Consider the following 24,914-nt stretch of genomic DNA (forward strand, 5'->3'; position numbering starts at 1 on the left):
ATCAATGAGCAAAAGAACTTTATCTTTTTTAATTTTCATTGCTTTTTTCTTAATTTATTATGCAGGTAGTTTTTCTAAAATAGCTTTCGGAGACTGCATCGGCTTTGTTCTGGATGTAGAAAAACGGGAATTCTTAATTGATGCTACACCTCTTGCCCATTTTCTGTACATTAATACTGCTGTGTTTTTTACAAAAATCCTCAACTTTGACAGTGTTTCCGTCATGCGATTCATGTCTGTTATTCCTGCGGCCTTAACAGCAGGTGCACTCTTCTATCTGATAAAAGAATTTATTGAAGAAAATTGGATTGCCGTAATCTCCGTTTTCGTTTTTGGTTTAGGTTTCACATTCTGGCGCAGTGCAGAGACAGTAGAAGTTTACACATTCAACGCTTTTTGGGTTATTCTATTTTTTATTTATTCAGTCAAATCATTAAAAAGTAATTCTCAGAAACACATCATCATTGTTGGTATTTTATTGGGCATAAGTTTTTGGGTTCATATCCAGAATATTATGCTGATTCCTGCATATTTGGTTTTACTGTATGTATTAAAATCTGAACGCAAAAGTATTTTATTATCATTCACCTCTTTTATTTTTATTTTTTCTTTGATGTTTTACATAAATCATCTTAATGGTCTTGAATTGAAATATGCTTTCACATCAAACAGTGGACCTTGGGTAGAAAATACTTTTCAACAAAGCTTTTCCGATTTATTAAAAGACGTAGTAAAATCGCTCTTATATTTGATTTATAATTTCAATGTATTCATTGTATTTGCCGCTGGTGGAATGATGTTTTTGTTCAAAAATTTTAAAAACACTTTTGTGTTTCTGTTTACAGCCTCCGTTTTTACACTAGGTTTTGCCACATTTTATGCAGTTTCAGACAATTATGTTTTTTTCATTCCTTTTTATTTAATTTTTTCAGTTTTTATCGCCTTAGGAATAAAGCAACTGAGTAATAAGTATAATTTGAAAAAATTAATATTTGCGCCTTTATTCATCCCTTTTATATACATCTGCAGTATGTATATTGTTTCATTAACTCCTCAAGGGAAAAAATTTCATCAAGAAAAATTATACAAAGGTGGTTTGTATTATTATATGCTTCCTTGGCTTAAGAATAATATAGGATGCATAGAATTTACTTTAGACAACATAAAATGCCAGGATAATGTTGAAGCCTTACATGAACAATCAAGAGAATTCATACAGCTCCGAATGAAATATCAATCACTACCGGAAATTCGCAAACTTTAACACTCATTTTAAACTTAAAAATTTTTTATTCTAAGAATTTTGATAACTTTGATTTCTAACAATTTAAAATTTAAGCACAAGAAAATGAATTTAATCGATCTTTTAACAGGAAACACAGGAAATCAAGTAGCAGAACAAGCCGAAAACAAATTCGGAATCAGCAAAAACCAAATTATTGCACTTTTGGCAGTGGCTACTCCGCTCGTTATTTCTTACCTTAGAAATAAATCTCAGGATGCAAAAGAAGCAGAGGCTTTAAATAACGCATTGGATAAAGATCACGACGGCAGTATATTAGACGATACTTCACAGTTGGACAACAGACAAGATGAAGGTGGCTCTATCCTTTCTCACGTTTTTGGAAGCCAGAAAAACAATGTCGAAAATCAATTATCGCAAAACACCGGAATTTCCATTGATAAAATTGGTCCTATATTAGCGATGCTTGCTCCGGTAATCATGGGCTACATCGGTAAAGAAAAACAACAAAACAATGTAGGAGCTGGAGGTATCGGTGATCTTTTAGGAGGAATTTTGGGAGGTGCTCAAACTCAGGCGCAAGAACAACAATCTAGTCCTCTGAACGATATTCTTGGGAGCGTTTTAGGTGGCGGACAACCACAGTCATCAGGAAATCCTCTGAATGATATTTTAGGAAGCGTACTTGGAGGTGGCGGTCAGCAACAGAAACAACAAAGCGGTGGTCTTGGCGATTTGCTTGGAGGACTTTTTGGAGGAAAATAATTTTAATTATATCTAAAAAAATGACCGAAGAATTCTTCTTCGGTCATTTTTTATTTTAATCTTTTGACTTTTCTGCTGTCGCCGGATAAGCCTTCGAAGCTTTTCTCGGTCTTTTCTTTCCGTAGCTTCCTAAAATCACTTTTCCTTTTCTAGATTTTCTATCTCCTTTACCCATAATTAAAATTTTTGGTTGACTACGAAGTTAAAGATTTATAATTAGAAGTCAAAAGATTGCACTGCTAAATAAATTTTAACAGATGATTTACACCTTTACATTTTTCCATTTGCCTTTTTTAAATAAAATAAAAGCAATAATTGAGATCAAAGTTTCCGCAACCGGAATTGAAATGAAAATACCTTTAGGTCCCATTTCAAAATATTTTGCCAGTACATAAGCTAATGGAATCTGAAACATCCAAAATCCAAAAAAATTCAGCCATGTAGGTGTCCAAGTATCGCCGGCTCCATTAAAGGCATTGATGGTTACCATACCAATTCCATAGAATATAAAACCTACACTCATGATGTGGAGCGCATTTTTGGCATAGTTCTTTATTTCAGCCTGTTCCGTGAAAAAACCAACAAGAAAATCTCCTAAAAGAAAAAATATAACACTTACAGAAAGCATAAAGATCACGTTGTACTTGACGGTTTTCATCACAGATTGTTCGGCACGCAACATTTCACCTGCCCCCATATTCTGCCCTACCAGCGTAGATGCTGCATTACTCAGTCCCCAAGCAGGGAGCATAAAAAACATCATCAAACGCAGCGCAGTTTGATAACCTGCGGAAGCATTTTCACCCCCTGTTGTGGCGACCAGTTGTGCCAGAAAAATCCAGCTGCAGGAAGCGATGACAAACTGAAATATTCCCGGCATCGCAATTTTCACTATAGAAGCAATCAGTTTGAAATCAGGTTTAAAATAAATTATTTTTATTCTCACCAGCGAATCAGCAATGAAAATATGGTACAACTGATAGAGAACTCCGGTACTTCTACCAATTGTGGTTGCAACTGCAGCTCCTGTCAAGCCCATTGCAGGAATTGGCCCCAATCCTTTTATTAATACCGGACAAAGAATGATGTTGACAATATTTGCAATCCACAGACTTTTCATGGCGATTGCTGCATTTCCTGCTCCCCTGAAAATTCCATTAATCAAAAATAAAAGCATAATGATGACACTGCTTCCCATCATAATTCTGGTGAAATCTTTACCATATTCTGCCGCTTCAGGTTTTGATCCCATTAAAATTAAAATTTCCTTTGCATAAATAACAGCAAGCAAACTTAGAAATGAAGTAATGATGAAAGAGACAAAAATAATCTGTGCAGCACTTCTGGAAGCCTGTTCCGGATTTTTCTCACCGATTCTTCTTGCCACAACCGCAGTCGCTGCCATACTCATTCCAATGGCAATCGAATAAATAATAGTAAGTACAGATTCTGTTAACCCTACTGTCTGAATCGCAAAACCACTTTCTTTGAGATGTCCTACAAAATAAAGATCTACTAAAGCAAACACAGATTCCATCGCCATCTCCAGCATCATTGGGATTGCCAGTAAAAGCACGGCGCTTCGTATACTTATTTTCGTATAATCGGTTTCTTCTTCACTGATTGCTTTTTTCAGGAATTTGAAATATTTTTTCATACATCTATTAAAACCCAAAAATAAGATTTCCTACTCATCTAAATAAAAAATTATTTTTAACATTTTACTTAAATTCAGTTTGTTCAGTGCAGGGATTAATTAATGATTAAACTTGTTAAAGAATAGTAACTCCTCTGATTTTTCTAATATTAATGAATAAAGAAAATAGTAACTGATGTTTTCAAAACGAAAAGTAATTCTATGTACTTTTTTGAGAAATGATCTGAAAAATGCTGTCACAGTTTTCTTAATCATGCAAAAGGTTTGAAACTTAACAAAATATATCAAAAAAAATATTTAGATTTGTATGTTGTTTAGAAATAAAAAATATATGAAAAAAATAATTACTACAACTTTGATTTTCGGAATATCCATGTTCGCAAATGTTTTATTTGGTCAACAGGTTTCTAAAGTGCAAAGACAGGCTATACAGTCAGACAATATACAGAAATTCAAGGCAGCTTTTCCAAAAGCTGATTTTGATAAATGTCTAAGCGTCAAAGAAGACTCATACACAATGCTTTCTTACAGCGCATTGAATAACAAAAAGACTATTTCAAATTTCTTACTTAGCAATAATGCTGATGTAAATAAAGCCTGCAACGGAATAACTCCCATAATGCATGCTGCTATTCATGGAAATGCAGATATGGCAAAAATGTTGTTATCAAAAGGTGCAGATAAAAATGCGAAAGATCAAAACGGACTTACAGCAAAAGATTATGCCGTTAAAAATAACTTTCCTGCCGTAGCAGCATTATTAAAATAGAAATTTAGACATTACATACTTACAAACTTCTCTCGGGAAGTTTTTTTATTTCAAAACCCTGCAAAAATCTTATCTTTGCCAACGAAAATTAGGCGCTTGAATGTCTAATGTCTAATATCTAAAGTCTAATATCTAACATCTAAAAATAATGTTTCGATCGCACACCAACGGAGAATTATCTCCGAAAAATCTTAATGAAGAAGTTACACTTTCAGGATGGGTACAAACCATTCGTGATAAAGGATTTATGATTTGGATTGATCTTCGGGATCGTTACGGAATTACACAGTTGGTTTTTGACCATGACCGTTCTTCTGCGGAACTGATGGAAATGGCAAAAAAACTGGGAAGAGAATTCGTTATTCAGGTGACAGGAAAAGTGATTGAAAGAGTAAGCAAAAACCCCAATATTCCCACAGGCGAAATTGAAATTTTAGTTGAAAAATTAGAAGTTCTTAATGAATCTCAACTTCCGCCTTTCACGATTGAAGATGAAACAGATGGTGGTGAAGAATTGAGAATGAAATACCGTTACCTGGATATAAGAAGAGCTCCGGTAAGAGATAAATTAATTTTCCGCCACAAAATGGCGCAGAAAGTGAGAAATTATCTTTCAGACGAAGGTTTTATCGAGGTTGAAACTCCTGTCTTAATCAAATCTACTCCGGAAGGAGCGAGAGATTTCGTTGTGCCGAGCAGAATGAATCCGGGACAATTTTACGCTTTACCGCAATCTCCGCAAACTTTCAAACAATTGTTGATGGTTGGCGGAATGGATAAATATTTCCAGATTGTAAAATGTTTCCGTGACGAAGATCTGAGAGCCGACAGACAGCCGGAATTTACACAAATCGACTGCGAAATGGCTTTCGTAGATCAGGAAGATGTGATGAATGTTTTTGAAGGAATGACGAAAACCTTGATTAAAGACATCACAGGTCAGGAATTCGGAGATTTCCCAAGAATGACGTTTGCAGATGCGATGCAGAAATACGGAAACGACAAACCGGATATTCGTTTCGGAATGGAATTCGTGGAACTGAATGATCTGGTAAAAGGAAAAGATTTCAAAATATTTGATGATGCCGAACTGGTTGTCGGAATCAATGTAGAAGGATGTGCAGATTATACAAGAAAACAAATCGACGAATTGGTGGATTGGGTAAAAAGACCTCAAATCGGAGCTTCGGGACTGATCTGGGCTAAATTCCAGAATGACGGTGTAAAAACTTCTTCTGTGAACAAATTCTACAACGAGGAAGATTTAGCAAAAATTATCGAGAAATTCGGAGCAAAAGAAGGAGATTTAATGTTAATTCTTTCCGGAAACGAGCACAAAGTAAGAACACAGCTTTCTGCCTTGAGAATGGAGCTTGGAAACCGTTTAGGATTAAGAAAAGGAGACGTTTTTGCACCACTTTGGGTTGTTGATTTTCCGTTATTGGAATTTGACGAAGAAAGCGGACGTTATCACGCCATGCACCACCCTTTCACTTCTCCAAAACCGGAAGACATTCACTTATTAGAAACTGATCCCGGAAAAGCAAGAGCCAACGCTTATGATATGGTGTTGAACGGAAACGAGATTGGCGGTGGCTCAATAAGAATTTTCGACAGAGATCTTCAATCTAAAATGTTTGATCTTTTAGGATTCACAAAAGACGAAGCAGAAGCTCAGTTCGGATTCTTAATGAATGCTTTCAAATACGGTGCTCCGCCTCATGGTGGTTTAGCTTTCGGATTTGACCGTTTGGTAGCCATTCTTGACGGAAACGAAGTGATCAGAGATTATATCGCATTCCCTAAGAATAATTCTGGACGAGATGTGATGATCGATGCTCCATCTGCAATTGCTGACGAACAGCTCAACGAACTGGAACTGAAATTAAATTTAAAAGCATAAATTAGAAGCGGAGATTTTTTCTCCGCTTTTTTATTATGAATACACTTATCCAGATACTTTCGGCTATTGGATTTATTACTGCAATAATTGGAGTCATATATTTATTAATAAGCTTCGCAAAGAAAATGCTTTATTATCCACCCAATGTACAGCAAGAAGCGTCAGAGAAAATCTCAAAGAATTTTTATATTGCAGGAACTCTGATTACAGTAAGTACTATTTGTTTTTTAGGTGGAAAACAAATCATAAAATTTGATTTTCATAACACTTTAAAACACAATAAAATTATCAATGCTGAAATAAATGGAATATTTTTTAGTCAAGATGACTTAAATGGTGTTTTCAGTAATTTTGAAGGAACAGAGGGACGTTACAGGTGTGATCATTTCAAAGGTTTTATAAATTTGGAAAATAATGAAACTATTCCTATTGAAATCATCAGACACTGCTATGAAAAAAACAGATATATCATTATTTCTAAAAAGTATTACATGGACGCCGATATTGGAGATATAAGAACTTCTAAATTCGACTATATTAAAAAAGATACTATTGATTCGCAATAATCATGAATAAATCAGAATTCATTCAATTTATAGAAAATCTAAGAACAGATTTCATCGAAAATAAAGAACAGTGGGAGAACAAAACCATTGAAGATTATCTGGAAGCTATATCTCGATATACTGAAGATATTGACGGATATTATAAAAACACAAATCATGATATTAACTTAGAAAAAATTGACTGGAAAGTTTTTGCAGATATATTGAAAGGCAGTTCCATTTATGAATAAATTTCAATTATTTTTTAATTAAAAACTTAAATATAACTCAATAAATTATTTTCCCACGGCACAATCATTGTATTTTCTTCTCAAAATCAAGACAATGAAAGCAATTTGGAACGGCGCCATAGGATTTGGATTAGTGAACATTCCTGTGAAAATTTATTCTGCAACAGAAACCAGCAAGCTGGATCTGGATATGCTGGATAAATCTGATTTCTCGAATATTAAATTCAAAAGAGTTAACGAAAAAACAGGTAAGGAAGTAAAGTGGGCAAACATTGTAAAAGGCTTTCTGATAGACGATAAATACGTCGTTCTTGAAGATGAAGATTACGAAGCTGCAAGTCCGGAAAAAACAAAAATTCTTTCTATCGAACATTTTGTAAAAGAGGTAGAAGTAGATTCTGTTTATTTTGAAACTCCCTACTTTCTTGAGCCACAAAAAAATGGTGAAAACGCATATAGACTTTTAATTAAAGCACTTCAACAGACAAAAATGGTCGGTATCGGAACGTTTGTTTTGCGTGATACTGAAGCGATAGGAATGATACGGCCTTATAATGATGATGTTTTAGTTCTGAACCGATTGAGATTTGATCAGGAAATCAGAGATTATAAAGATCTAAAAATTCCTGCAAAAAAAGCTCCGAAACCTGCCGAACTGAAAATGGCAAAAAATTTGATCGAGCAATTATCTGAATCATTTGACCCTACATTTTATAAAAATACTTATTCAGAAGAGTTACTGAAAATCATCAAGAAAAAGGCAAAAGGAAAATCAGTTAAAGTCAAAAAAACTGAGCCTGCTAAACAGGGTAAAGTGATTGATTTGATGGCACAATTAAAAGCCAGTTTACAAAGTCCGAAATCTAAAAACGCTTCTTAGTTATGGCACTAAAAGATTATAACGACAAACGGAGGTTCGACGAAACTACGGAACCTAAAGGAAAAACAAAAAAGAGTGACGACAAACTCATTTTTGTAATACAGAGACATGCTGCATCAAGATTGCACTATGATTTCAGATTGGAAATGGGGGGTGTTTTAAAAAGTTGGGCAGTTCCTAAACGAACCGTCTTTAAATCCTGATGACAAACGTCTGGCAATGATGGTAGAAGATCATCCTTATGATTATAAAGATTTTGAAGGAAATATTCCTGAAGGAAACTACGGAGCCGGACAAGTCGAAATCTGGGACAGTGGAACGTACGAACCACTGGATGATACAAGCAAACTTTCTGACGAAAAAGAACTGCTGAAAGAACTTAAAGATGGTTCGCTAAAATTTATTTTGCACGGTAAAAAACTGAAAGGTGAATTTGCTTTAGTAAAAATGAAAAATGCTGAAAATAACGCTTGGCTGCTTATTAAGCACAAAGATAAATTTGCAGAAGAAAATTATGATGCTGAAGAAAATGTTTCCTCTAAATCTTTAGTTTCAAAATTTCTGGAGGAAAAAAAAAGCCTAAAAAGCAGCAAAAAGAAGTCGTAACATCTGACACAAAATCAAAGTTTAAACGTTACAATTCTTTGGGTGAAGAGAAAAAACTGGAACATTTTATCAGACCCATGCTCGCAAAACTTTCTGAAAAACCATTTGACCATGAAGATTGGATCTTCGAAATCAAGTGGGACGGTTACCGTGCAGTCGCTGATTTAAGCAAAAAACAACCTCAATTTTACTCCAGAAACGGAATTTCATTTCTTTCAAAATTTGATTCCATCACTGAAGATTTTAGCACTCAAAAACACAGGATGATTTTGGATGGTGAAATTGTAGCCTTTGATGAAAATGGAAAACCAAGTTTTCAGATGCTTCAACAAATCGGCGATAATCCTGATCTGGCTTTAGTGTATCAGGTTTTTGATCTGCTTTGGCTCAATGGTCATTCTACTGAAGAACTTCCGCTTTTACAAAGAAAAGAACTTCTGAAAGACGCTTTAGTAGAAACTGATGTCATTAAATACTGTGACCATATTCCAGAAAAAGGTATTGATTTTTTTGATCAGATGAAGGAAATGCAACTCGAAGGAATGATTGCCAAAAAAGCTGACAGCCCATACATAGAAAACAGCAGAAGTACAGATTGGCTTAAAATAAAATTCACCAACACAGAAGAAGTTATTATTTGTGGATTCACAGAGCCACGAGGCTCGCGGGAAGGTTTTGGAGCACTGATTTTAGGAAAATACATTGATGAAAAACTCACTTATTCCGGACATACAGGAACAGGATTTAACAACGAATCTTTACACTCGCTTCATCAAAGACTTCTAAAGTTAGTGACCGAAAACTCTCCCTTTGAAGAAATACCTAAAACGAATATGCCGGTTACCTGGATAAAACCTGAATTAGTATGCGAAATAAAATACTCTGAAATAACCAAAGACGGTATTTTCCGTCATCCCGTTTTTGTTGCAATACGCGAAGACAAAAATCCTGAAGAAGTAAACGTAAAACCTAAAGAAATGAAAGCTAAGAATCTACCAAAAAAAAAAGAAATCTCTGAAAATGACACAGAAATTACATTGAACCGACATAAGGTAAAACTTACCAATCAGAATAAAATTTATTTTCCGAAAGATGACGTTACAAAAGGGGAAATTATAGATTATTATCAATCTGTAGCAGATTATATTTTGCCTCACCTAAAAAATCGTCCACTGTCTCTCAATCGTTTTCCGAACGGAATAGATCATCAGGGTTTTTATCAAAAAGATGCGAGTGACAACATTCCTGAATGGATAAAAACGACACAGGTTTACTCAGAATCTAATGATAAGTACATTGATTATATTTACTGTAATGACAAAGCAACTTTGGCATATCTGAATAATTTGGGCTGCATCGATCTTAATCCCTGGAACAGCTCACTTCCCGATTTGGACCATCCTGATTTTATGGTTTTAGATCTTGATCCCTCGAAGAAAAATAGTTTTGATGATGTAATTGAAACTGCTTTACAAGTGAACGAGGTTTTAAATTCCATCAAGATTAAAGGGTATTGCAAGACTTCAGGAAGTACGGGAATTCATGTTTACATTCCGATGGGTGGAAAATACGATTTTGATCAGGTGAAAGATTTCGCCTATATTCTCATGAAACAAGTCAATGAAAAACTGCCGAAAATCACCACTCTAGAAAGAAGTTTACAGAAAAGAGATGATAAGAAAATCTACCTGGATTATCTTCAAAACAGAACCGGACAAACTTTGGCAAGTGTTTACAGTATAAGACCAAAGGAAGGAGCTTCTGTCTCAATGCCTTTAGAATGGGATGAAGTAAAAAAGGGTTTGAAACCTATTGATTACAACATTCATAATGCTCTAGATAGAATTAAAGAAAAGGGAGATTTGTTTAAACCTGTTTTAGGAAAAGGAATTGATATGATGAAGGCGCTGGAATTGTTGCAGGATGGTGAATAAATTGTATTTTTAGTGATTTAAATAATAATCATGACGGATGACATTATAATTAACCTAAAATTTAACGAAAACATTGAAAGAGATAATCAAAATTTTTATTTCAAATATGTATGGAAAAAGGCTTTTAAGTCCTGGATTAAAATTATAGTATTTACTGTGGTATTTTTATTCTTAGGCTTCTATCCGATAGAAAACTTTGATACAAATTTACTCTATTACATTATAAAATATACGGGAATTTTTCTTAGTGGATATTGCTTTATTTTAATCTACCAATATTTTGCTTCAAAGAAAAAATTTAAAAATGAAGTTGAAAGTATCATTGCTGAGTACAAAGAAACAGATCAAATTTCTTATATAGGGATAAATGATAAAGAAATTGAATTTAAAAATCCGTTTAACACCATTAGCTCAGTTTGGGGAAAAACATCATTTTTATTACAAGATAATTATCTACTAATTAATCCTATATCAAACTTACATTTCATTATTAACAAAAATGAAGTAAAAAGCGATGAATTTGAAATAATTTATAAATTCCTGCAAAAACATTCTAAACCAAAGTCTTAAGGCAACTTCGCCACCAAATTCTCAGGTAAAATTTTCAAAATAAAATAAATCAGTTTCCATTTAAAGTTGGGAACAATAGTGAAAGAATTTCCTGCATTGACGATATGCTTTGCAACATAATCAGGTTCCATGAGAAGATTTTTATTCAATTCTAAACCTGCATTGATTTTTGTATTGATATAGCCACTAACTAAAACGTTGACTTTAATATTTCTTAAAGCCAGCTCCTGTCTTAAACCAGCCAAATAGGTAGTAAAAGCAGCTTTTGTACTGCCATACACAAAATTACTTTTTCGTCCTCGAACACCTGAAAGCGAAGACAATCCTATAATTCTTTCTAAATTTTTATTGTTTTCGTCCGTAGCAATAATATTCAGAACAGAAACTGCTCCCATATAGTTGACGGTCATCATTTGTTGAGTAGCATTAAAATCATTTAGCGAATCTGCATTTTCAACTAAAAATCCGGCAGCGTAAACAACAATATGAGGTTTTGTAGGAAGTTCATTATAAAATATTTGATGTGAATCAAAATCTGCTGCATCAAAATGCAAAACTGTAATCAGCGAAACTAAATTGTTTTTAATGCTAAATTCATTCAGAGCATCAGTATTTCTGGAAGCTGCAATAACCTCAAAACCTATTTCGATATATTGTAAAATACACTGTTTGGCAACATCGGAATTGGCTCCGAGAATAAGAACTGTTTTATTTGTGTTTTGATTCATCGGGCAAAGATATTTTTTAAAGATAAGTTTAGCAAATCTCAGAAATGATTAAGCACAAAATTCACAATTTTTTCCACAGATAAGTACGAATATTTTACCAGCCTCTTTTAATTTACGTCTGAAAATCTTAACTAATAGAAGTAATTTTAATTATAAAGAAATTTTTAAAAGTTGTTTTTTCGTCCCTTTTCTCCCAATAAAGAAGGTAGATTTTCCTGAAATGGCGCCATTTGAAACCATAAAAGGAACTTCATTATCTTCATCATCCAATATTTCCTGATAATCAAAATCTCCGTTTTCATTAATCTTGATAACATTGAGGTTAGATCTTCTGGTATTTGTCTGTCCAAACTGTATTCTGTCATTGCTGAGTTTCCTTACTTTCTCGCCGGTATTGATAAAAAAGTAAGCATCATTCGCCAATGCAGTTGAAGTGTAAGAAATATAAGATTCGTCATTGTCGGTTTTCTGTCTTTTATTAATGTTTCTAGCCCAAACAATCTCGCCATTTTTATTTATTCTCGCACTTACGATATCATCGTAATGATAAATTGTCTGAGAAGATCCGCCGCCGTAAGGTCCTGTAAAAGTGGAGACCGTGAAATAAAATTCTTCTGCATTAAAAATAATATCTCCGTTGGAAGTTGTAATTATTTTTCTGAAAGATAAATTCTTAAGTTCTTTATCTTTGTCTTTTCCATATTTATCCACCATAAATTGCTCGGTAAACGGATTGTATTTCACCTTTTTAATTTCCAAAGTCATCGGGTTCAGTTCATAATAGCAAATTCCTTTAAATCTTCTATCTTTTCTGTCTGAATAAAATCCGAGACAAACCAAACGGTCATCCAAAACAATAGTTTTTAACGAAGCTGCAAAATGTTCTTCAGAGTCAAAAACCTGCGTTTTTACACTTTCTCCTGATATACTTGTGAGCTCGTACTGATATTTACCTCCTTCTTTTTTCTTTTGCTGTTCATCGGTATATACTTTTCCTAAGACATAAATAGTTTTTCCGTCTCGCGAAACATCTATGTTTTCATAAACGAATTTTCTGTCTTTGATGTCTCTTTTAAAAGTATAATCTAAATTCTTCTTTAGCGATTGATCAAAAACAAACATTTTGTGTGTTTCTACATTTCTGTCTTTAATATCCACCGTCACTGCAAAAGCCGTACGATCTTCATTTACAATCATTCTGGCACCGGAATCACGATCAAAAACTCCGAAGCCAAGAAATGCAAATTGTCTTATTTCGTCACTATCCACACGGAACAATTCAGTTTTTTTGAAATTAAAATCATTAATATTGGAGGAAATTGAAGAGCAAATGTATGCCTTCTGATCTTTTTCGTATATAAAGTCGATAATGTGAACTTTTTCGCCATCCATGATGATTCCCAAAACCGAACTTTGTCTTACTGCTTTTGAATATTTGATTTCATATTCAAATTCTTTAATGAGTTTTAAATCAGAATCATAATGCTCAAAATAATATCCGAATCCTGTAGAAAAAGTACCGCCGTAATAAGATCTTACAATAACAACTCCGCCTTTTCCGTCATCTTCTGCAAGTACGATTGTTGAATTTTTATATTCGTCTTTAAACAGAGCACTTTTTTTAATCTCAAACGGAATTTTCTGGGCAAAAGAAAAAAGGCTTAATAAGATCAAAGTAAAGCAGAATAGATTTTTTTTCATGGTCTTGTTAGTTTGTTTTTAAATTGATTTTGTAAAGATATTTTTTTACGGAGAAGTTTAACCATATTTCTTGCTTGTAATTGAATAAACTTAAATTAGTTCGAATGTTTTAAATCTTCATGTAACAATAGCTTGAAAACAATCGGCGCGGTGACCAAAGGTCACCGCGCCGATACGTATATTATTTAAAACCAAAAAATTATTTCTTTTCAGTCTCGATCACTTCTTTTTTATCAGCAGTTGCTGGAGCTTTATCACCAAATCTTGCTGCTGTAAACTCTCTTGAAATCGCTGCTTTTTCAAATTTTAATTTTCCGGATAAGGTTTCAATAACGACTCCATCTTCCTGAATCTGAGAAATTCTTCCGTGAAGCCCAGATGTAAGAACGACTCTGCTTCCAACTTTCAATTCTTCCTGAAATTTTTTCTCTTGCTTCTGCTTTTTCATCTGAGGTCTGATCATCAGGAAATAAAACCCAACAAACATCACACCCATCATGATCAGCATCATTGGAGAAGATCCTCCTGCAGGTGCTGCCTGTAAAAATACTGTTAACATATTTAATTATTTAGGTTGAATGTTCGCATTGAACGTTAGCTTGATCGGAGCTTTTTCTACGTTTGCAAAAACGTCTGCATATTTCTGAACAGCACCGTCAAAACTTGCTGAATCAAAACTTAAAGTAATTTTCCCTGTTTTACCCGGTAAAATTGGTTCTTTTGTGAATTCCGGTGCAGTACATCCACATCCCGGTTTTACTTCAGAAATAATCAAAGGATTTTTTCCGGTATTGGTAATTTCGTATACGTGGCTTACTTTGTCTCCTTTTTTGATGTTTCCAAAATCATAATTGCTTTGAGACAGAGCAACAGTCGTTAATGGTTGATTAGATACCGGCGCATCAGCTGGAGCTCCTGTTACAGCAGTTGTATTTGCTGGAGTGCTGTTCATTGCAGAATCTGCTGCGGGTGCAATTTGAGATGTAGAATCAGTACTAAGCGTTTCAGCATTCTGCACTTCTTTGTTTTCTTCTTTTTTACAAGAAACCAACCCAAATCCTATTACTGATAAAGCGATAATTGATAGCGTCTTTTTCATTTTTAATTTTTTATATTCTGTTTAAATCTTTACAATATTTATCTAAAATTCCGTTGATGAATATATTTGAACGGTCTGTTGCAAATACTTTAGCGATCTCAATATATTCGTTAATGATAACTCTTGAAGGAGTAAGCGGGAAATTATCAAGCTCAGCGATTGCAATTGTTAAAATTACTTTATCCATCAATCCTACTCTATCCAGATCCCAGTTTTCTAATCTCTCAGAAAGTTTTTTCTCATTACCTTCCCAATTGTTTAGCGTATCTCTCAATAATTTTCCGGCGAAGTTTTTATCTTCTTCATCTTTAATCATTTTGATTAATGTACGGCTGTCTTCGTTTTCTTTGATAAAACCAATCGTTTTCTGTACCATTGAATTGGCAATATGAATGTCATCAGACCAGGAAAGTTCTCTATCTCCTACATAATCATGAAAATCTTCATTTTCAGCAACATATCTTAAAAATAATTTGCCTATAAACTTTTGGTCTTCTTCAAAAGAATATTCTTCTTCTTTCATGAAATCCTGATAACGCTTCCCTGAAGTCATTCTCTGAAAAGTTCTCACCAAAAAATCATCATGCAAATCCCATTTCAATTCTTTGTGCTGACCAGAAAAGTAGAGTCTTTCCGGATTTTCTTCCAGCTTTATCAAAACCTGATTGTTGATAAATTTTTGATTGGGATTAATATCAGAATCCGTTTTTATATATTTATTCTTACCGATTTCCATTTGATTTTCTGCAAGATTTTTTAGGGCAACTAAAAAATTGAGTTCAAGCACATACAGATTATAGATTTTCTCTATACTGGAGAACATGTTTTTCTCTAAAACATCAAACTTTATTGGATTTTGGTAGTATGAATATACATTTTCTACTACTTTCTCACGGATTTGTCTTCTTCCTAACATTCAAAGAGCTTTTTATGGGTGCAAAGATATGAAATTTAAAGTTTATGAAATTCTTAGTCTCTATCAATTTTTGTAATTTTGCAAAACTTTATGAAAGCACTGAAAACTCTGAACCCTTATTTTTGGAAGCACAAAATACTATTGTTTTGGGGGTTATTATTCATCATCGCAAGCAACTTTTTTAATATTTATAAAGTACAGTTTGTAGGAAAATCTGTAGATGAACTGACCCATCAGGGAAATTTAGGTTTTAATAAGCAGGTTTTAATTTACGTTGCTATCATCGTCGGATGCTCACTTTTGACGGGTCTTTTTACTTTCATGATGAGACAGACGATTATCGTTGCATCAAGAAGAATAGAATACGAGCTGAAAAATAAAATCTACAGACATTATCAGGATTTATCTTTAACTGATTACAAAACCACTACAACCGGAGATTTAATGAATCGCCTGAGCGAAGACGTTGTGGCAGTAAGAATGTATTTAGGACCAGGAGTAATGTATGTTGTAAACCTGATCATTTTATTGATAATTACCTGTATTTATATGTTAAAAACGGATTTGTCAATGACCGTCTGGACTCTACTTCCTCTTCCTGTTCTTTCATATATTATTTTTAAAGTAAGCTCGATTATCAATAAAAAATCGAAAATCATGCAGAAGAGCCAGTCTGGTATATCTACTTTTGTACAAGACAGCTTTTCAGGAATTCGTGTTGTGAAATTTTTCGCAAAAGAAAATTATATTAAAAAAAATTACAGCGAAAAAGTAACTGATTATCAGGACAAAGCTTTAGATTTAGCAAAAACAGAAGCCTACTTCTTTACAATAATTTTATTTGTGATTGGTCTGTTAAATGTTGCTATTATTTTAATCGGCGGACAAAAATATATTGCAGGAGAACTGAGTGTAGGAAAAATTGCAGATTTTTTCATGTATATCAATATCCTGATCTGGCCATTTTCTATGGTGGGTTGGGTAACATCCATCAATCAGCGGGCAGAAGCTTCTATGCAGAGAATCAATGAATTTTTAGATAAAAAGTCTGAAGTCATTAATAAAAACTTTGAAAAATATCCAATACAAGGAAAGATAGAGTTCAAAAATGTGTCCTATGTTTACCCAAATACAGGTATTAAAGCTTTGGATAATTTGAGTTTTACCATTGATGCAGGACAGTCATTAGCTATTATGGGGAAAACAGGAAGTGGAAAATCAACAGTTGCACTGCTTCTATGCCGTCTAATCGATCCGACAGAAGGTGAAATTTTGATTGACGGTAAAAATCTTAAAGATCATAATCTTAATAATTACAGAGATTTTATAGGCTATATTCCGCAGGAAAGTTATTTATTTTCTGATTCTATTGAGCATAATATTGGTTTTTCAATCGACAACCCCACTCATGAAAAAGTAGTCGAATATTCTAAAATTGCTGATGTTCATAAAAACATTGTGGATTTTAAGGAAGGTTACAAAACAATGGTTGGAGAACGCGGGGTAATGCTTTCTGGAGGTCAGAAACAAAGAATTTGCATCGCCAGAGCCTTAATTAAAAATCCTAAAATCATAATTTTCGATGATTCGCTTTCGGCATTAGATACCGAAACGGAACAGAATATCTTAGAAAATATCGACAAAAAAATCCAAAATTCTACTTCAATCATTATTACTCACAGAGAGTCTAGCGCTCAAAGGGCAGATAAAATTATTAATCTTACCGAAATTACCAATTCTGTAACTGCTTAGCAGATTCTTTTGGAATTGTTAAATAAATCATAAAAAAAATTTTGTGATTAAAAGAAATATTTTATATTTGTTCTTAACAAGATTAAAAAAAATATCGAATAATGAGTGATTACAAGGAACGCCATGAGAATGAAATTTTCACGAAGGTGTTAAAAGCAGGAAGAAGAACGTATTTCTTTGATGTGCGCGAGACTAAAGCAGGAGATTATTATCTTACAATTACCGAAAGCAAAAAGAATTTCGGGGAGAATGGAGAGGCTACATTCGAGAAACATAAAATTTATCTCTACAAGGAAGATTTTAAAAGTTTTCAGGAGATGTTTAATGAATCTACAGATTTTATCATTAATGAAAAAGGTGAAGATGTGATATCGGAAAAACATGATAAAGATTTCAAAGGCAGAACCTACACTATTGAATCTGACGAGGAAGTTTAATCTACAAGCTCAACCAATTATATAAAAATTACAAGCATCTTTTTAAGATGCTTTTTTTGCATAAAAAAAACACATTTTCAAAAGAAAATGTGTTCTATATGGGGTGAATGAGGGGTCTCGAACCCCCGACCTCCGGAACCACAATCCGGCGCTCTAACCAACTGAGCTACAATCACCGTTTCGTGGGTGCAAATATAGAAATTTTATTTTACTTACAAAACAATTCCTTCAAAATTTTTCAAAGCCAGTAATTTTTCTGTGGTAAAGCCTTCTGCAAAGGCAACACCAGATAATCTGCCGAGATCCTGAGCTCTGTAAGTAAGGCTTTCATAAAAGTCTTTGGTTGCAATTGGAGTCACAGGTTCTTTAGATGTAGGGTCATAAAATTGGGTTTTAAATGCCATACAGGCTTCCAATTTCTTTTCAAGATGTTCTGATATATCAATGACGAATTCCGGCTTAATATCTTTCCACTGAATGTAGTGGAAAATCTGCTTTGGTCTCCAAACATCTTGGCTTTCGTTGTTAACGATTGTTTCGATTTTTCTTAAACCTGATAAGAAGCAGGCATCAGACACTAATTTCGCAGCTTTAGCATGATCGGGATGTCTGTCATCAATTGCATTTGCTAAAACAATTTCCGGACGGTATTTGCGTATCATTTTTACAATTTCTAATTGGTATTCTTCAGAGTTTACTAGGAAACCATCTTTCATACCTAAATTTTCTCTTGCAGACACTCCAAGAATTTTAGCCGCTTCAGTTGCTTCTTCTTTTCTTGTCTCATCTGTACCACGTGTTCCCAGCTCACCTTTGGTAAGATCAACAATTACACATGTTTTTCCTTCAGAAATTAATTTTACTATTGTTCCGCCGCAACCTAATTCTACATCATCCGGATGAGCACCAAATGCAAGTATATCTGTTTTCATATGATTCAATTATTTTAAAAGAAATTAAGACAAATAAGTATAGAACTTACTTTGTTTATCATATCTCAATTTTTGATATTTTCAAAGATAAGATTTAAAATAAAAACTTCCCAAACATGAAGTATGGGAAGTTGAAATGTATTATTTAAAAATCAAATTACTTATTGATTTCTGTATTTAATTTTACTGCATCCTGGTAAGTAGGATCTAACTGTAAAGACTTAGCAACATAATCTTTTGCTTTTGCTGCATCAGAATCTTTAGACAAGTAAGCAACCGCAAAGTATGCATAAGCCAAAGTCTGCTTGTTAGCTTCTACTTCAGCAGGTTTTACAGTAGCAATATACTTCTCGTAAGCTATTTTTGCTGCATCATTATTAGTTGCTTGCTGGTAAGCATAACCTAAACTGTAGTATGCAGGAGCCCAATCTGGTAAGATGGTACTCATTTTTTGCCACGTTAGGATCGCACCATTCCAGTTTTTAACATCCTGATATGCAGTCGCCAATTTATATAATGCATCCGAATCCTGAGCATTTGCAGCAACTTGTTTTTTCAACGCTTCGATCTGAGGATTTGTAGGACCCGCATCAACAGCAGATTGAGAAGCACCTCCTCCTGCAATTTTCACAAGTTCCATATCCCATTTCATTGTCTCATCTTTAGCTGCTTTTGCAATAGCAACTTTTTGTTGAGCTTCAGCAGTTAAAGCTGTCTTTTTGGCAGGATCAGTTTCGGTTTTAGCCAAACCAGCTGCGATCAAACCTTGTAAACCCTGGTCAGCAGGCTGTACTCTTGATTTTTCAGCCTTAGAAATGAAAGTATCCATATTCTGTTTAGCTTCAGCATATTGTCCGTCTGCAAAATTTACATAAGATCTTAATTTGAATTTAATTGGATCTTCAACTTTATCAAAAATCTTATCTAGAATAGCCTTTGAATTCGCATAATCTTCATTTGTAAAATACAATTTTGCAATTTCCAATTGTGTGTAAGGATCTTCATCAGCATATTTTGAATAATTAATCAAATCCTGAGTTGCTTTTGCATTTTCCTGGTATTTGATATTATATGCCGCTAATGCTTTATATGCAGGTGCATAAGTCGGGTCTGTTGAGATCGCCTTTTCAATGCTTGTTTTAGCCTGTTGCCATTGCTGAGCAGCCATCCAAAGTGTTCCGATTCTTGTATACACCGAAGCTTTGTTTTTTGCTAATGGTAACGCTTTATCGTAAGCAGTCATGGCATCACCAGGAATTTTCTTTAATCTGTATGCATCACCTAAAGTATAGTAATAGTTTGCAGGTACTTCTTTTCTGGCAGCTCTTTCGATTGCCTTGTTCAAAAACTGAATGGCCAAATCTGGAGAGTTGTTTTTTTCAAATAGAGTTAAAGCTTCCGCAGCTCTAAAAAGAACTTCAGCATCTTTTTCTCTAGAATCAGTCACTACTTTTTGAATTTCCGCAATAGCACTTTTATCTCCTTTTCCAAGTTTAACTGTAGCTAACCCAAGTTGATTTAAGTAACTCTTACGATCAGCAGTAAGACCTTTGTTGAAGCTTTCTGTAGCTTTCGCAAAGTCGGGTTCTGCTTGTCTTAAATATGTATTTCCTAAATAGAAATAATTTTCTGCACTAGGATCTTTAGCGATCATCTGAGTGAAGTTATTTTTTGCCTGAGCAAATTTGTCACTATCGATGCTGATAATACCATCTTGTAACGTTTGTGCAATCGTAAAATTGCTAAAAAATACAACCGCTGCTCCAAGAGCAATCTTCTTTACATTCATAATCATTATATCTTTCATTATATATTTTCTAATTGAACTATACCAATCCACAATTTTCAGACCAAAATAAGTGAATAAATTGGGAATGGGATTAATTTAATATTATTTAACGCATTTGGACTTCTCGCCTGTATATATTATAAGGCTGTAATCCTTCTTCTGTACGATCATTTGACCTAATTGTGTACAAGAATATCTTATGAACCCATTGGCGATGTTGAAATTTCCTTCATTTGCCAAGAAATACAAGACTCTGGTGAACGGATATTTCATTTCTCTCATACCATCAAAATCTGCAGAATATAGTTTGCCATTGGATTCTACAGGTAAAATTTTAATTAAATCTCTTAACTTTTCAGCATTTTTATCATAAGGTCTGCTCATGGTATTAAGACCTACAACACCGATTTTATTCGGATACTTATTAAGTTCTTCGATTACATTTGCGCTTCCTGGAATTATTGAATATTTTAGATCTTTCGGAAGCTTTTTCAATTTTTGTGCGACAAAATTTAGATTACTTGAGTTTGCGCCGTCAAAAATAAAATTTTTCTCTTCAGACTGCATTCCTTCAGCAATTTCTTTCATCGTGATACTCGTTTTCTCAGAATTTTTCGGAACTACAAAAACAACTGCATCTGCTGCAAACTTTGCCGGCAAGTATTTTAAATCTACCTGCTCCTCGTAAGCTTTGATTTCTTCTTGAGACAATTCTTTAGACATCACCACGATTCGGGCTTTGTTATTGAGTAAATCTAAAAAACCTAAATCTTCTTTTTTGGTAACAACCTTGATCTTTGTTTCAGGATAATTAATCATATAACCATCAGCCAATGCCTCGGTAACACTCTTAAATGATTCATCAGTCAAAATCGTCATATCCCCTTTATGATATGAAGGAGATTTATCTTCTTTTTTTGAGCAGCTTATAAGTGCTGAAAATAAAACTAATAGGATTAATTTGAAACTATTCATCATCAATATTTTTAATTTTTGAAACAGCTCTGTATATTCTGAATATACCGTATAAGATCACCACAACTCCAAGTGGATAGGCTACAGCGGGTTCCAAAATAGTAAAAAAGAATTTGTAAACGATGATTACAATTCCTAAAACAATATAAAACAATCCCGTAATTAGGGATAACCAATTGAACATCATATAACAAAAGTATTAAAAAAAATAAAAAGAGAAGCATAAGCTTCTCTTTTTAAGATATTATTTGAGAATATATTATCCGTCAAAATTCATTTTTACAGGAAAACGGAACCTAGATCGAACTGGTTGACCATTCACTTTTCCAGGAATCCATTTCGTTTTAATACTTTTAACAGCTCGTTCAGCCTCACTGTTAAAATCTTTATTAGATCCTGAAGCTTTAACCTGACTCAAAGTACCATCTCTTTCTACAACGAAAGTGATCTCAGTACTTAAAGCTCCTTCAGCTTCTACTGAAGATGAGTCAAAACTGTTCATGAATTTATTTCTAAAACCATTAAGACCACCTGAGCTAAAATCAGCAGACTGATCTACAGATTCATAAACATCATTAGAAACCTGTGGCTTAACCTCAGCGGTAGAAGCTTTAGTTCCTGTAGATGGCGGCGGCGGCGGCGGTGTATAAGCCGGAGCTTTTACTCCTTCCTGAGATGTTAATCCAGTTTGTGTTTCTAATTGCTTAGAAATTGGTGGCGGTGGAGTCTCAATTTTTGGAGCCTTTACCGGTTCAGGAACAACATTCTGAATAATTTCAATTTTCTCTTCTTCCTTTGGTGGAGGTGGTGGAGGTGGTTCATCTGGCTTAACCTCTTCTATAATAGGATCATCTTCCAATATTTCCACTAGATCTGCATTCACCTCTTGTGGAGGTGGTTCATTCATTCTTTGGATGGTAAGATATATAAAAGGGCTTAAAGCAGCTAACAAGAATAATGATGTACCAATGATAAAAGACTTCGTCAGCAATCTAGGATACTGAGTTCTGATATCATATGCACCATAACTTTTATTTCTATTTTCAAATACAATCTCGTCTAATGAAAGATTCTGACTATACACATTTTCATCTGCCATTGTAATTCAAATTTAATAATTAAACTACTTTGTTGCAGGAGCAGCACCAGCTGGGTTTCCTACTTTTCTGTCATAAATAGCTTTTTCCCAAGGCTTAAGATCGGTAACACCGTACTGTTCGCTTTTTGTAATGGCCATTTCGTCTAGAATATCTACAAAGTTTTTATACACTGCATCGTCTGTAGGCTTGATAATCACTGTAAATTTAGTTTTATCTGCAGCCTTAGTTTTTGCTTGCTCGATTATCTTTCTGATTCCTTCTCTATCAAAAGTAGTTTCGTTAAGATTCTGATCAGTCAAAGATGAATTATCTTCCTGATGCCAAAAAATCTTATTATCCTTACCTAATAATAAAGAAATTGAATTTGAAAGTTTAATTTCTGTTGGGGGTGGTTTTGGAGTGTTTTCCTTAGGTTTGGCCGGAAGACCAAGATCCATAACGTTTGGTTTGCTAAATGTCGTTGTAAACATAAAGAACGTAATCAATAGAAAACCCAAATCCACCATTGGAGTCATATCAACTCTGGTACTCTGTTTTTTGGAACGTACCTTGCCGCCTTTGGCGCCTTTTTCCTGTACTTGTACTTCTGCCATTTCTAAATGATATTATTCATTAGGTCTACCTTTCTTGTGACGTTATCAACCAAAATTTAAGAAAATCAATATCTCTTAAACCCTCAAATAAACTCTTAACTTTAGGATACTCAGTAGTTACGTCACCTTTGATTGCTAATTTGTAATCAGGATTAACGCTTAAACTTTGCTCTACCCAGTCAACTAATTGTTTATTAGTACTATCCATTGGAATCCCAGTAGGACTCTTAAAATTTTTCTGCTCATCCTCCGGCAAGGATAAATAGCTTTTCAGCTGGTTCATAGGAACCCCGATTGCCTGAACTCTCTGAAATGCGACTTTTTGATTGTTATCAAAAGTTACACCGTACTTCTGCCCCATTTTATCTAAAAGTTGCAGCCTTTCTGATCCGTTTTCTACCGGTTGGAAATAAAATTTCCCATCCGGAGTTGCATTAATCGTCATAAGACTAGCATCAGGAAGTAATTTTTCTGAGATTGAAGATGGCGGCTTAATCTGCTCCACGTCAGGTTTTTTAAACTGAGTGGTCAATATAAAGAATGTAAGCAGTAGGAATGCAACGTCACACATTGCCGTCATATCCGTAACTACCCCATGTCTTTTTGGTTTGACTCTCGCCATTATTTTATTTTGTTTTTAATTAAACTTCATTTTACAACGCAAATATCTTGCTACAAATTCTTAGTTGAATTCTGCAAAAGACTGCTGGATGCTCATAGCGATCTCATCGATCTTGTAAGTCAATCCGTCAATTTTAGATGTAAAATAATTGTAAAGCATAATTGCAATTGCAGAAGTACCAATACCTAAAGCCGTGTTGATCAATGCTTCAGAGATACCTGTAGAAAGTGCAGCTGCATCTGGAGTACCACCACCAGAACCTAATGCGAAGAACGCCTTGATCATCCCGATTACTGTTCCAAGTAGTGCAATTAATGTTGCAACCGTACCTAGAGTAGAAAGAATCATCATGTTTTTTTCAAGCATTGGCATCTCAAGCGTAGTAGCCTCCTCGATCGCTTTGTTCAAAGCAACCATTTTTTGTTCTTTGTTTAATGTAGTATCATTAGATAAAGCCTTGTAAGTGGTAAGACCTTCTTTTACTACATTACCTACAGAACCTTCTTGTCTGTCGCACTCTTCTAAAGCTTCGTCAACTCTGTTTTGGTTTAGTAAACTTCTAACTTTCACTACGAAGTTATCTAAGTTACCTTTTCCAGCAGCTTTGCTAAGAATGAAATATCTTTCGAAAGAGAAAACGATTACTGTAATCATGAAAGTAATCAAGATTGGTACAATAATCCCTCCTTTGTAGATAATTCCTAAGAATGACTCTGGGTGAATGTCTTTCCCTTCAACACTTGAAAAAGCAACAGAACCACTTCCTAGTTTATCTGCATCTTTAAAGTTTCCTGGGTTACCAAGAACGAATAAATAAATACAAATTCCTATAACTAATAGAATAGGAATAATTACAGCCGGGTTTAAACCTCCTGCTTTTTTAGCAACTACTTGCTCATCATTTTTTGAAACATTCATTTCCATATTTAACTAAATTATATTGTTTAAAAATTTTAAAGTTGTAAAATAAAGGCAAAATAACTTAAAATGCAATAGTCTTAAATAAACATTTTGTCTTTTTTTGATAAGAAAAAATTAATACGATTCCGATATTGTAATTATATTCAAAATTATTACTGATTTTTATCATTAATTGAGAATACATTAAAAAATCAAAAAATTTAAGGGCATTAATTTTTGAAATTAC

At 34.0% G+C, this 24,914-nt stretch carries 28 protein-coding genes and 1 tRNA gene; 13 read left to right on the plus strand and 16 right to left on the minus strand.

Going from position 1 to position 24,914, the window contains the following annotated elements:
- The first annotated feature begins 4 nt into the window (after positions 1-4).
- Both ACZZZA_RS02675 and ACZZZA_RS02680 read left to right on the plus strand, forming a co-directional pair.
- Positions 5-1,264 carry a protein O-mannosyl-transferase family gene (locus tag ACZZZA_RS02675; RefSeq protein WP_463429676.1) on the plus strand — a complete coding sequence of 420 codons (1,260 nt, stop codon included), beginning with the start codon at positions 5-7 and terminating at the stop codon, positions 1,262-1,264.
- Between the two features lie 84 nt (positions 1,265-1,348).
- Positions 1,349-2,008, plus strand: coding sequence for a DUF937 domain-containing protein (locus tag ACZZZA_RS02680; RefSeq protein ID WP_463429677.1), 660 nt, complete (start codon positions 1,349-1,351; stop codon positions 2,006-2,008).
- A gap of 55 nt (positions 2,009-2,063) precedes the next feature.
- Here the strand turns inward: ACZZZA_RS02680 and ACZZZA_RS02685 are convergent, their stop codons facing one another.
- Both ACZZZA_RS02685 and ACZZZA_RS02690 read right to left on the minus strand, forming a co-directional pair.
- Complete coding sequence (locus ACZZZA_RS02685) at positions 2,064-2,183, minus strand: 30S ribosomal protein THX (protein WP_463429678.1); 120 nt, start codon at positions 2,181-2,183, stop codon at positions 2,064-2,066.
- An 87-nt stretch (positions 2,184-2,270) separates the two neighbouring features.
- On the minus strand, positions 2,271-3,665 hold the full coding sequence (locus ACZZZA_RS02690) for an MATE family efflux transporter (RefSeq protein WP_463429679.1): 1,395 nt from the start codon (positions 3,663-3,665) through the stop codon (positions 2,271-2,273).
- Between the two features lie 331 nt (positions 3,666-3,996).
- Here ACZZZA_RS02690 and ACZZZA_RS02695 point away from each other — a divergent pair, with 331 nt between their 5' ends.
- The 9 genes from ACZZZA_RS02695 (at position 3,997) to ACZZZA_RS02735 (ending at position 11,123) form a co-directional block, all read left to right on the plus strand.
- Positions 3,997-4,434 (plus strand): ankyrin repeat domain-containing protein, encoded by a 438-nt coding sequence (locus tag ACZZZA_RS02695; RefSeq protein WP_463429680.1) that lies wholly within the window; start codon positions 3,997-3,999, stop codon positions 4,432-4,434.
- Positions 4,435-4,582: 148 nt separating this feature from the next.
- The gene (aspS, locus tag ACZZZA_RS02700; RefSeq protein ID WP_463429681.1) at positions 4,583-6,337 is read left to right on the plus strand and encodes an aspartate--tRNA ligase; all 1,755 of its coding nucleotides are present in this window, start codon (positions 4,583-4,585) and stop codon (positions 6,335-6,337) included.
- A 35-nt stretch (positions 6,338-6,372) separates the two neighbouring features.
- Positions 6,373-6,903, plus strand: coding sequence for a hypothetical protein (locus ACZZZA_RS02705; protein ID WP_463429682.1), 531 nt, complete (start codon positions 6,373-6,375; stop codon positions 6,901-6,903).
- A gap of 2 nt (positions 6,904-6,905) precedes the next feature.
- Entirely contained in the window at positions 6,906-7,133 is a 228-nt protein-coding gene (locus ACZZZA_RS02710; protein WP_463429683.1) for a DUF7660 family protein, read from the plus strand.
- Between the two features lie 94 nt (positions 7,134-7,227).
- Positions 7,228-8,013: a non-homologous end joining protein Ku gene (gene ku, locus ACZZZA_RS02715; protein WP_463429684.1), complete on the plus strand. Its 786-nt coding sequence runs from the start codon at positions 7,228-7,230 to the stop codon at positions 8,011-8,013.
- 2 nt (positions 8,014-8,015) lie between these two features.
- Positions 8,016-8,216, plus strand: coding sequence for a DNA polymerase ligase N-terminal domain-containing protein (locus ACZZZA_RS02720; RefSeq protein ID WP_463429685.1), 201 nt, complete (start codon positions 8,016-8,018; stop codon positions 8,214-8,216).
- A gap of 16 nt (positions 8,217-8,232) precedes the next feature.
- Positions 8,233-8,619: a DNA polymerase ligase N-terminal domain-containing protein gene (locus ACZZZA_RS02725; RefSeq protein ID WP_463429686.1), complete on the plus strand. Its 387-nt coding sequence runs from the start codon at positions 8,233-8,235 to the stop codon at positions 8,617-8,619.
- A gap of 38 nt (positions 8,620-8,657) precedes the next feature.
- Entirely contained in the window at positions 8,658-10,553 is a 1,896-nt protein-coding gene (gene ligD, locus ACZZZA_RS02730; RefSeq protein WP_463429687.1) for a DNA ligase D, read from the plus strand.
- Between the two features lie 30 nt (positions 10,554-10,583).
- Positions 10,584-11,123, plus strand: a complete 540-nt coding sequence (locus tag ACZZZA_RS02735; RefSeq protein WP_463429688.1) for a hypothetical protein — start codon at positions 10,584-10,586, stop codon at positions 11,121-11,123.
- Here ACZZZA_RS02735 and ACZZZA_RS02740 read toward each other — a convergent pair.
- The 5 genes from ACZZZA_RS02740 to ACZZZA_RS02760 form a co-directional block, all read right to left on the minus strand.
- Complete coding sequence (locus ACZZZA_RS02740) at positions 11,120-11,851, minus strand: SDR family NAD(P)-dependent oxidoreductase (RefSeq protein WP_463429689.1); 732 nt, start codon at positions 11,849-11,851, stop codon at positions 11,120-11,122. The two genes, ACZZZA_RS02735 and ACZZZA_RS02740, sit on opposite strands and share 4 nt — an antisense overlap.
- A 150-nt stretch (positions 11,852-12,001) precedes the next feature.
- Positions 12,002-13,552, minus strand: a complete 1,551-nt coding sequence (locus tag ACZZZA_RS02745; protein WP_463429690.1) for a hypothetical protein — start codon at positions 13,550-13,552, stop codon at positions 12,002-12,004.
- Positions 13,553-13,751: 199 nt separating this feature from the next.
- Entirely contained in the window at positions 13,752-14,111 is a 360-nt protein-coding gene (gene yajC, locus ACZZZA_RS02750) for a preprotein translocase subunit YajC (protein WP_463429691.1), read from the minus strand.
- Positions 14,112-14,117: 6 nt separating this feature from the next.
- Positions 14,118-14,651, minus strand: coding sequence for a DUF1573 domain-containing protein (locus ACZZZA_RS02755; protein ID WP_463429692.1), 534 nt, complete (start codon positions 14,649-14,651; stop codon positions 14,118-14,120).
- Positions 14,652-14,661: 10 nt separating this feature from the next.
- The gene (locus ACZZZA_RS02760) at positions 14,662-15,567 is read right to left on the minus strand and encodes a transcription antitermination protein NusB (protein WP_463429693.1); all 906 of its coding nucleotides are present in this window, start codon (positions 15,565-15,567) and stop codon (positions 14,662-14,664) included.
- A gap of 90 nt (positions 15,568-15,657) precedes the next feature.
- Between ACZZZA_RS02760 and ACZZZA_RS02765 the strand changes: the two genes are divergently transcribed.
- Both ACZZZA_RS02765 and ACZZZA_RS02770 read left to right on the plus strand, forming a co-directional pair.
- Positions 15,658-17,319 carry an ABC transporter ATP-binding protein gene (locus ACZZZA_RS02765; protein WP_463429694.1) on the plus strand — a complete coding sequence of 554 codons (1,662 nt, stop codon included), beginning with the start codon at positions 15,658-15,660 and terminating at the stop codon, positions 17,317-17,319.
- A 101-nt stretch (positions 17,320-17,420) separates the two neighbouring features.
- Positions 17,421-17,756: a DUF3276 family protein gene (locus tag ACZZZA_RS02770; RefSeq protein ID WP_463429695.1), complete on the plus strand. Its 336-nt coding sequence runs from the start codon at positions 17,421-17,423 to the stop codon at positions 17,754-17,756.
- 99 nt (positions 17,757-17,855) lie between these two features.
- Here the strand turns inward: ACZZZA_RS02770 and ACZZZA_RS02775 are convergent.
- The 9 genes from ACZZZA_RS02775 to ACZZZA_RS02815 form a co-directional block, all read right to left on the minus strand.
- Positions 17,856-17,932: transfer RNA gene (locus tag ACZZZA_RS02775), tRNA-His, on the minus strand.
- Positions 17,933-17,968: 36 nt separating this feature from the next.
- Complete coding sequence (bshB1, locus tag ACZZZA_RS02780; protein ID WP_463429696.1) at positions 17,969-18,688, minus strand: bacillithiol biosynthesis deacetylase BshB1; 720 nt, start codon at positions 18,686-18,688, stop codon at positions 17,969-17,971.
- 157 nt (positions 18,689-18,845) lie between these two features.
- A complete protein-coding gene (locus tag ACZZZA_RS02785) occupies positions 18,846-20,495 on the minus strand; it encodes a tetratricopeptide repeat protein (protein WP_463429697.1) in 1,650 nt (549 codons plus the stop codon).
- Positions 20,496-20,579: 84 nt separating this feature from the next.
- Positions 20,580-21,356 carry a PstS family phosphate ABC transporter substrate-binding protein gene (locus ACZZZA_RS02790; protein ID WP_463429698.1) on the minus strand — a complete coding sequence of 259 codons (777 nt, stop codon included), beginning with the start codon at positions 21,354-21,356 and terminating at the stop codon, positions 20,580-20,582.
- Positions 21,357-21,444: 88 nt separating this feature from the next.
- A complete protein-coding gene (locus ACZZZA_RS02795) occupies positions 21,445-21,639 on the minus strand; it encodes a C4-dicarboxylate ABC transporter (RefSeq protein WP_463429699.1) in 195 nt (64 codons plus the stop codon).
- 72 nt (positions 21,640-21,711) lie between these two features.
- A complete protein-coding gene (locus ACZZZA_RS02800) occupies positions 21,712-22,551 on the minus strand; it encodes an energy transducer TonB (RefSeq protein ID WP_463429700.1) in 840 nt (279 codons plus the stop codon).
- A gap of 24 nt (positions 22,552-22,575) precedes the next feature.
- On the minus strand, positions 22,576-23,145 hold the full coding sequence (locus ACZZZA_RS02805; RefSeq protein ID WP_463429701.1) for an ExbD/TolR family protein: 570 nt from the start codon (positions 23,143-23,145) through the stop codon (positions 22,576-22,578).
- Between the two features lie 25 nt (positions 23,146-23,170).
- The gene (locus ACZZZA_RS02810) at positions 23,171-23,767 is read right to left on the minus strand and encodes an ExbD/TolR family protein (RefSeq protein ID WP_463429702.1); all 597 of its coding nucleotides are present in this window, start codon (positions 23,765-23,767) and stop codon (positions 23,171-23,173) included.
- 60 nt (positions 23,768-23,827) lie between these two features.
- Positions 23,828-24,691, minus strand: coding sequence for a MotA/TolQ/ExbB proton channel family protein (locus tag ACZZZA_RS02815; protein ID WP_463429703.1), 864 nt, complete (start codon positions 24,689-24,691; stop codon positions 23,828-23,830).
- Positions 24,692-24,914: the final 223 nt, after the last annotated feature.

It is taken from the genome of Chryseobacterium sp. AC405b, assembly GCF_979258685.1.